Source organism: Herbaspirillum sp. GCM10030257, assembly GCF_042666555.1.
Classification (GTDB): domain Bacteria; phylum Pseudomonadota; class Gammaproteobacteria; order Burkholderiales; family Burkholderiaceae_D; genus Noviherbaspirillum.
This window is the reverse complement of the sequence record NZ_JBHTDH010000023.1, coordinates 58,669-65,622: the sequence shown is the minus strand read 5'-3', so window position 1 is coordinate 65,622 and position 6,954 is coordinate 58,669. Positions and strand designations below refer to the sequence as shown.

Sequence of the window (6,954 nt, the reverse complement as noted above, 5' to 3'; positions counted from 1 at the left end):
ACCAGTTATGCCTGATGACCATAGCGAGTTGGTCCCACCCCTTCCCATCCCGAACAGGACCGTGAAACGACTTCGCGCCGATGATAGTGCTGCAACCAGTGTGAAAGTAGGTAATCGTCAGGCTTGTATTACCCAAAGCCCCAGCTCCAACGAGCTGGGGCTTTTTGCATTGCGCTTCAGCTTTTGCGGCACGTAACTGATCCATGGCTTTGGCTGAGAGGAATTTCAGTTCCTATCGGCATCGCTTTCCTTGCCTACTGCAAGAAGTGCTTTGCAAAAAGCGTGTTAGTCCAGGTTCAGAGCGCTAAACCGTGAATCTGCTGACCATTTCAATGTCATATTTCCATCTACCTGCTCCGCACTGACGAAAGCACAACGATGGAAAAGCATGAAATCACGATAGAAGACTTGGAACGGATGGCAGCAGCAATGGCGCATGCCATACCGGATCTTGAGTGCCCCGAATGCTGTACCGTCGAATTGCGGCATCATTATGTAGAGTTGAGTGCGGCGCTTTATCAAGACGAATGGGAGTGGGCTTGTTTTGCAACAGCCTTGGTCCAATATCGGGCACAGAAAAAAGCGAACACATCTGGCTCTTTTTAATGCCGGTAGATCACTCCTGCATCTACTATGGCACCAGGTAGATTAATGGCACAGGGTAGGCTAGCCTATAACCTTCCTCCTATACGCTCCAGCAAACCCTACAACAAACGATCATTGGTCGCGACGCTGCCGCACGACGATCTCGATTTGCTATATCAGTGGTTCGTCGTACGTCAGTATGGTCAAGGATTGCGACTGAACCGCCCGATTTTCGGCACACATGTGACCGTGGTACGACCGGAGGAAGATGTGCCCAACATGACCCTATGGGGAAGGTATGAAGGCGTCCAAGTAGATGTGGAATATGATGTGGAACTTCGCAACCATTTCGGATTCTGGTCGCTTCCTGTTTATAGCGATTTCTTTCAGGAAATCCGCGTCGAGCTAGGTTTACCGCCAGAGCCCGATTTCCATATCACCATCGGCCGCCAATTTGACTGGCAGCCAATTCCCCCAGGCGCGCGCCGATATGCAGCCGAAATCAGGGCCGAGCGCCTAGCCCGTGAGCGGGGGGCTTTTGCCGATATTCCGCCGCTGCTCTGATCAGTGCCAAGGCAAGGGATCCATAAGCTGGTTAAGTGCGCTGTGGGCCGCTAGCCAATCCTTCACGTTTACGAGGTCTTATGTCAGTGTCGGTATCGAGTTCCGCCATCAATAATATTCATGTCCAGGCCGAGTTGCGTGATAACGAAACTGCTCGCGCAATTTTCGAGGCTTTACACGCTCCGCCTGAATGGAATCTTGAGCGGCAAGATGACGGATATTGGAGTGTCCCCGTTAACGTACGTTGGCGTGCCTTTCTATTGGGATGGTATGCCAGTCAGGAAACAGGAAGCTGGTAGAGATCGGCTTGATTCTAACGTCCTATTAACCAAGGTTTTCATAAACCTGCATCGTGTCTAATGCATGTATTGATTCCTGCAGGGCGCTATTAGCGAGAGCGAAGCGATTCCGATCAACATCATTTCCCCAATGCATTGGATGTCAGCCATGCCGCTACTTAAACCCACTTAAACGATTTCGTAACCGTGTTTGATTTTTCGATTCCCTCGATCTTCCTCTGACCGATATCATCGAGCTTCACGCCGCCTTTATTTGACGTCATGAGCGGACCAGGCTTAAGCCGGACAAGATAACAAATCAATCCATATGCCGAATGTAATCAGTTCAGCCATCCAGCGTTTTTATCACCACATCAAAACTTACTTCGCCGTTGCTCTTGATCGTTCGGCAGCATGGAGCACGCGCTGCGGCGCCGCGTTAAAAGGATTAGCATCGCTCCTCGGCCTCGGCATAATGGCACTCGTCCTGTACGCGATCATTCTCATCCCATTGACGCCGAGTACGGCAGATTTGCGCAAGGCAAAGAACGAGCAGCCGAGCGTGCTGATATCCGCTGATGGGAAGCGCCTCGCTGTCTTCAATAGACTAAACCGGGAATGGGTGCCACTGAGCCGCGTTTCTCCGAATGTGGTAAATGCGCTGATCGCTACCGAGGATCATCGTTTCTATGAACATCACGGTATTGAGCCGCTGCGTATGCTGGTCGGCGCGATGCGTACGGTAATAGGCGACCCTGAGGGCGGCTCCACCATCACGCAGCAGCTCGCTCGCAATATGTACCCCGAAGAGATCGGGCGCAAGCGAACGATCACGCGAAAATTCAAGGAAATCATTACTGCACTGAAGCTGGAGCGTGCCTATACCAAAAAGGAGATACTCGAAAGCTATCTCAATACGGTGCCATTTCTGTATAACGCGTTCGGCATCGAAATGGCCGCACGGACTTATTTCGACAAGCCTGCAAGCAAACTGAGCTTGCTTGAGAGCGCTACCCTGGTCGGCATGCTCAAGGGCACGAGTTATTACAATCCAGTCTTCAACCCCGAGAGGGCGATGAAGCGGCGCAACGTAGTGCTGCAGCAGATGGTCAAACGGAAGGTGTTGAGCCAGGCGAACTTTGACGCGATCAAAGGGCGGCCGGTTGTGCTGGATTTCGAGCGTCAGCAGGAGGCGCTGGGGCCCGCACCGCATTTCGCGCAACAGCTGCGCAAGTGGCTGATTGAATGGGCTGATCGCAACGACTACAACATCTATCAGGATGGACTGATGGTGTACACAACCATCGATTCCCGCATGCAGGCCATGGCCAATCGTGCGGTAAACCGACAGGCGGAAGGACTGCAGGCAGTCGCCGATGTGGAATGGGCAAGCAGCTCAGATCGGCTTCTTTCCACGAGCACATCAGCTTATATCGAACGACGATCACGGGTGCAACGGTTTGGCTATTTCTGGAATAGCCGTACAGACCTGGTGAATGCTTTTATTCGTGAATCGAGTGCTTACAAGCGCGCTATTGGCGAGGGAACGCCACCTGAAGAGGCACTTGCCGCGCTACGGAAGAATACGGAATACATCGCCAAGTTAAAAGAGCAGAAGACACGACTTGAAGCCGGTTTCATTGCTGTCGATCCGGTCACCGCGCATGTGAAAGCATGGGTAGGCAGTCGCGATTTCGCTACCGATCAATATGATCATGTCGGACAGGCAAGGCGGCAACCAGGCTCGACTTTCAAGCCCTTTGTCTATGGCGCAGCGCTTGAGCAGGGCATGTCGCCGAATAAACAGTTCATCGATGCTCCGATTGAAATTACACTGCCGAACGGAGCAATCTGGAAACCGTCCGACATAACTGCACCGAGCGGCCGACCCTTGACCGCGCGTGAAGGGTTGATGTATTCGAAAAATACCGTCACTGCACGCGTGATGCTGGAAACAGGACCTGCTCGTGTGGCAGGCCTTGCCCGGAAGATGGGCGTCAATCAAAGTCCGCTGGATCCTGTTCCATCCCTGGCACTTGGCACCAGTCCTGTGACCTTGTTTGAAATGGCGACTGCCTACATGGCTATTGCCGACGGTGGTGAGTATCGCAAGCCAGTCCTCGTTACCCGCATTACCGATAAGGCCGGCAATGTCCTCGCCAGTTTTGACACCGAGCGTCATCTGGCGATGTCTCGGGATAATGCGGAACAATTGGTCGACATGATGCGCGGTGCGATCAATCAGGGAACAGGGCAGGGTATCCGTTCCCGCTTCGGGATTCGCGCAGATGTGGCGGGCAAGACCGGTACGACACAGGACAATTCAGATGGCTGGTTCATGCTGATGCATCCTCGTCTCGTCGTTGGGTCCTGGGTCGGGTTCAATGACGCGCGTGTCAGCATGCGTAGCACGCACTGGGGGCAGGGCGGACACAATGCCTTGCTGGTGGTTGGCGATTTTTTTCAGCAAGCGTTCAATGCCCGGCTGGTCGATCCGGCCGCGCAGTTCACACGCCCAAGCGAATCCATTTTCGATAAGGCGATCGATATTTTCAGGAATATTTTTGGAGCGGATACCAAGCCGCCAGCACCGCAATCTCCATCGTCCTCTCCCCCAAAAGAGCCGGAGCCCTCCGCATCGCCGCTGGATGCACTGGAAAAGTTGATCAAGCAGGCAAGGGATGTGGAAAAAACGTACGTCGAGTGGCGTCAGCGTATCGATGATTTTTTAAATAGCATCAAGCGACTGTTCAGCAAGACAAGCAATTTTTAACGTTTCAATCCAAAGCGCTGCCGACAAAGCCAAAGTCCGGCGAAACCAACTCAGTCGGTCTCGCCGAGGGTTCTTATTTATATAACAATTCCGGCAGCCACAAACCAATGGCAGGGAACACGTACAACAGAACCAGGGCAATGATTTGGATTCCCATGAAGGGGATCATGCCAAGAAAGATTTGATTCAGCGTGACATGCGGTGGGGATACTCCCTTCAGGTAAAACGCCGACATCGCGACCGGTGGAGACAGGAAAGCCGTTTGCAGATTCATTGCAACCAGCAAACCGAAGAACAACGGATCGATGTTGAAATGGGCAAGTAGCGGGATGAAAATCGGCATGAAGATCACGATGATCTCTGTCCATTCCAGTGGCCAGCCAAGCAGGAAAATCACGACCTGCGCAAGGATCATGAACTCCACCGGGCTCAGGTCCATCGACAATACCCACTGGTTGATGATTTCCTGTCCGCCCAGGAGTGCAAACGCCGCCGAAAATATACTCGACCCGACAAACAGCCAGCACACCATGGCGCTTGTTTTTGCGGTGAGAAATACCGACTCCTTCAGCACATCCATATTAAGCCGGCGATAGGCTGCTGCAAGGAGCAAGCCACCCATCGAACCCATGGCCGCTGCTTCCGTCGGCGTCGCGAGACCAAACACGATCGCTCCCAGCACGGCGAGAATCAGGAACGCCAGCGGGAAGAAGGAGCCAAGCAGCATTTTAAAAATTTCAAAACGCGCAAATGTCAGAAAGACATAGAACCCCAGCAAGGCTGCCAAACCAAGACCAAACGCAATCCAGTATGCGGGTGGCGCATTGGGTATTGTGGCCGCCGCGCTATTCTTATCAGTCGAGCCCGCCGAGCTTTGGGGCTCCGCCTTTTGCGGCTCTCCCTGCGGCGTGGCTTGCTGCAGAGGTTGCGTCTCCGTTGATGGCGCGGCCCCTTCGGTTGGTGGTTCGGCTAATCCCCCTTCCACAGGTGGTTCTCCGAGGCCTCCTTCCACCGGAGGTTCAGCAAGGCCGCCGGCACTTGAGCTTGCCGTGTCGGATTCCATGCCGATGCCCATTTCGACCAATTCGGATTGTGCTTCTGGCGCCGCCTTTGTCACAGCCTGGTAAGTGAATCCCATAATGAGCGCAAATGCCAGTGCTGGAAGCAGGGCAATGCCAAGCTGGGAAAGCAAAACCCTGGCCGGCACACCAGCGTTCCGTTTGCCCTTGAGTGCAGCGACAAAGCCGCCGACTGCATTGTTGGTACCCGTGCTCATGATCGAACGGGAATACACGGGCAACGGGACTGCCCTGTCCTCGGCGGCAAGCGGAGGCGCCCATTTAGGTTTCAGTTTGGCGATCAGGATGACGTAGCCCACATACAGCATAGCCAGCATGAGGCCTGGAAAGAAAGCGCCGGCATACAGTTTGACCACCGAAACACCAGCGGTCGCGCCATATACGATAAGCAATACCGATGGCGGAATCAGGATGCCAAGACACCCGCCGGCAGTAATCGAGCCGGCTGCCAGCTTGACGTTATAACCTGCTTTCAGCATGGATGGCATGGCCAGCAAACCCATCAGCGTAACGACTGCACCAACAATGCCGGTTGCGGTCGCGAAGATTGCGCAAGTAACGATGGTGGCAACCGCCAGCGAACCTGGTAAGCGCGCCATGGCCAGGTGCAGGCTCCTGAACAGCTTGTCGATCAGGTTTGCCCGCTCAACCAGATAACCCATGAACACAAACAGGGGAACCGAAATCAGCACGTCATTGGCCATCACGGAATAGGCGCGCTGCACCATCAGGTCCAGTGTCTGCTGAATGGCAATGTCGGGGTTGACGTTGCGGTAGGCAAACCAGGTGAACATCACTCCCATGCCCATCAGAGTAAAAGCCGTTGGAAAACCCAGCATGATGGCAATGACAATCAGCCCCAGCATCAATAGCCCAAGGTGGCCGTTGGTCATTTCAGCGGGCGACGGCATCAGGGCAAACAGGCCGATGATGACCATGCCCATGATGGATAGCCCGAACCAGACTTCCTTCCTCATTTTGTCTCCCTGTTGTTCGTGTGGCCGTTCGCGGGCGCTGATACTGATGGTTCATCGGTTACGTGGACCATTTCCTTGAGTTTTTCGACGTCCACTTCCTCAACGTCTTCTTCGCGCGATGGCCATGCTCCATCGCGGATACAGACGATGCATCGAATAATTTCGACGAAGCCTTGCATCAGCAGGAAAGCTCCTGCAATCGGGATAACCGTTTTAAACGGAGAGAGCGGGGGACCATTGGCAGTGATATTCGAACGCTCATTGATCGCCCATGCTTCTTCGGCAAAGGTGTAGCCGGCCCAGATAAGGGCAACGACACCCGGGAGGAAAAACAGGATGTAAAGGATCAGATCCAGGGTTGCCTGGAGCCGGGGCGGGAAAAAACCGTACAACACATCACCACGCACATGGCCGTTTTTTGCCAGGGTATAGGCGCCAGCCATCATGAACGCTGTGCCGTACATCATGATCATCAGATCGAAAGCCCAGGCGCTCGGACGGTTCAGGACATAACGTGAAAATACTTCCCATGAAATCTGCACGGTAAGCACCAGGATAAGCCAGGCAAATGCCTTGCCTATCCAGGTGCTTACCCTGTCGACGGAGAGCAAGAGCTTCTGCATGTCTCAATTCCCAGAGGTAAACGCGTGTGAAAAGACGGGCAGCGGAGTGTGTCCTCCGCGTGCCTAAATACGTTC

Annotated in this window: 5 protein-coding genes and 1 rRNA gene; 4 read left to right on the top strand and 2 right to left on the bottom strand. The window is 53.8% G+C overall.

The genetic code is table 11. The features are described from left to right. Positions 1-10 precede the first annotated feature (10 nt). The 4 genes from rrf (at position 11) to ACFQUU_RS23505 (ending at position 4,200) form a co-directional block, all read left to right on the top strand. Positions 11-123: ribosomal RNA gene (gene rrf, locus ACFQUU_RS23520) — 5S ribosomal RNA — on the top strand. Between the two features lie 255 nt (positions 124-378). Continuing rightward, positions 379-606: a hypothetical protein gene (locus ACFQUU_RS23515; RefSeq protein WP_382250554.1), complete on the top strand. Its 228-nt coding sequence runs from the start codon at positions 379-381 to the stop codon at positions 604-606. A gap of 114 nt (positions 607-720) precedes the next feature. Next, entirely contained in the window at positions 721-1,149 is a 429-nt protein-coding gene (locus ACFQUU_RS23510; protein ID WP_382250553.1) for a hypothetical protein, read from the top strand. 606 nt (positions 1,150-1,755) lie between these two features. Further along, on the top strand, positions 1,756-4,200 hold the full coding sequence (locus ACFQUU_RS23505; protein WP_382250552.1) for a penicillin-binding protein 1A: 2,445 nt from the start codon (positions 1,756-1,758) through the stop codon (positions 4,198-4,200). Positions 4,201-4,273: 73 nt separating this feature from the next. On the opposite strand, the gene ACFQUU_RS23500 is transcribed toward ACFQUU_RS23505, so the two are convergent. Continuing rightward, positions 4,274-6,256 carry a TRAP transporter large permease subunit gene (locus ACFQUU_RS23500; protein ID WP_382250551.1) on the bottom strand — a complete coding sequence of 661 codons (1,983 nt, stop codon included), beginning with the start codon at positions 6,254-6,256 and terminating at the stop codon, positions 4,274-4,276. Beyond that, positions 6,253-6,879 (bottom strand): TRAP transporter small permease subunit, encoded by a 627-nt coding sequence (locus ACFQUU_RS23495; RefSeq protein ID WP_382250550.1) that lies wholly within the window; start codon positions 6,877-6,879, stop codon positions 6,253-6,255. Before ACFQUU_RS23495 ends, ACFQUU_RS23500 begins: the two co-directional genes overlap by 4 nt. Between the last annotated feature and the right edge of the window lie 75 nt (positions 6,880-6,954).

Coding starts and splice junctions, on each gene's coding strand:
- ACFQUU_RS23515 (WP_382250554.1), top strand. CDS start 379: ATGGAAAAGCATGAAATCACGATAGAAGACTTGGAACGGATGGCAGCA.
- ACFQUU_RS23505 (WP_382250552.1), top strand. CDS start 1,756: ATGCCGAATGTAATCAGTTCAGCCATCCAGCGTTTTTATCACCACATC.
- ACFQUU_RS23500 (WP_382250551.1), bottom strand. CDS start 6,256: ATGAGGAAGGAAGTCTGGTTCGGGCTATCCATCATGGGCATGGTCATC.
- ACFQUU_RS23495 (WP_382250550.1), bottom strand. CDS start 6,879: ATGCAGAAGCTCTTGCTCTCCGTCGACAGGGTAAGCACCTGGATAGGC.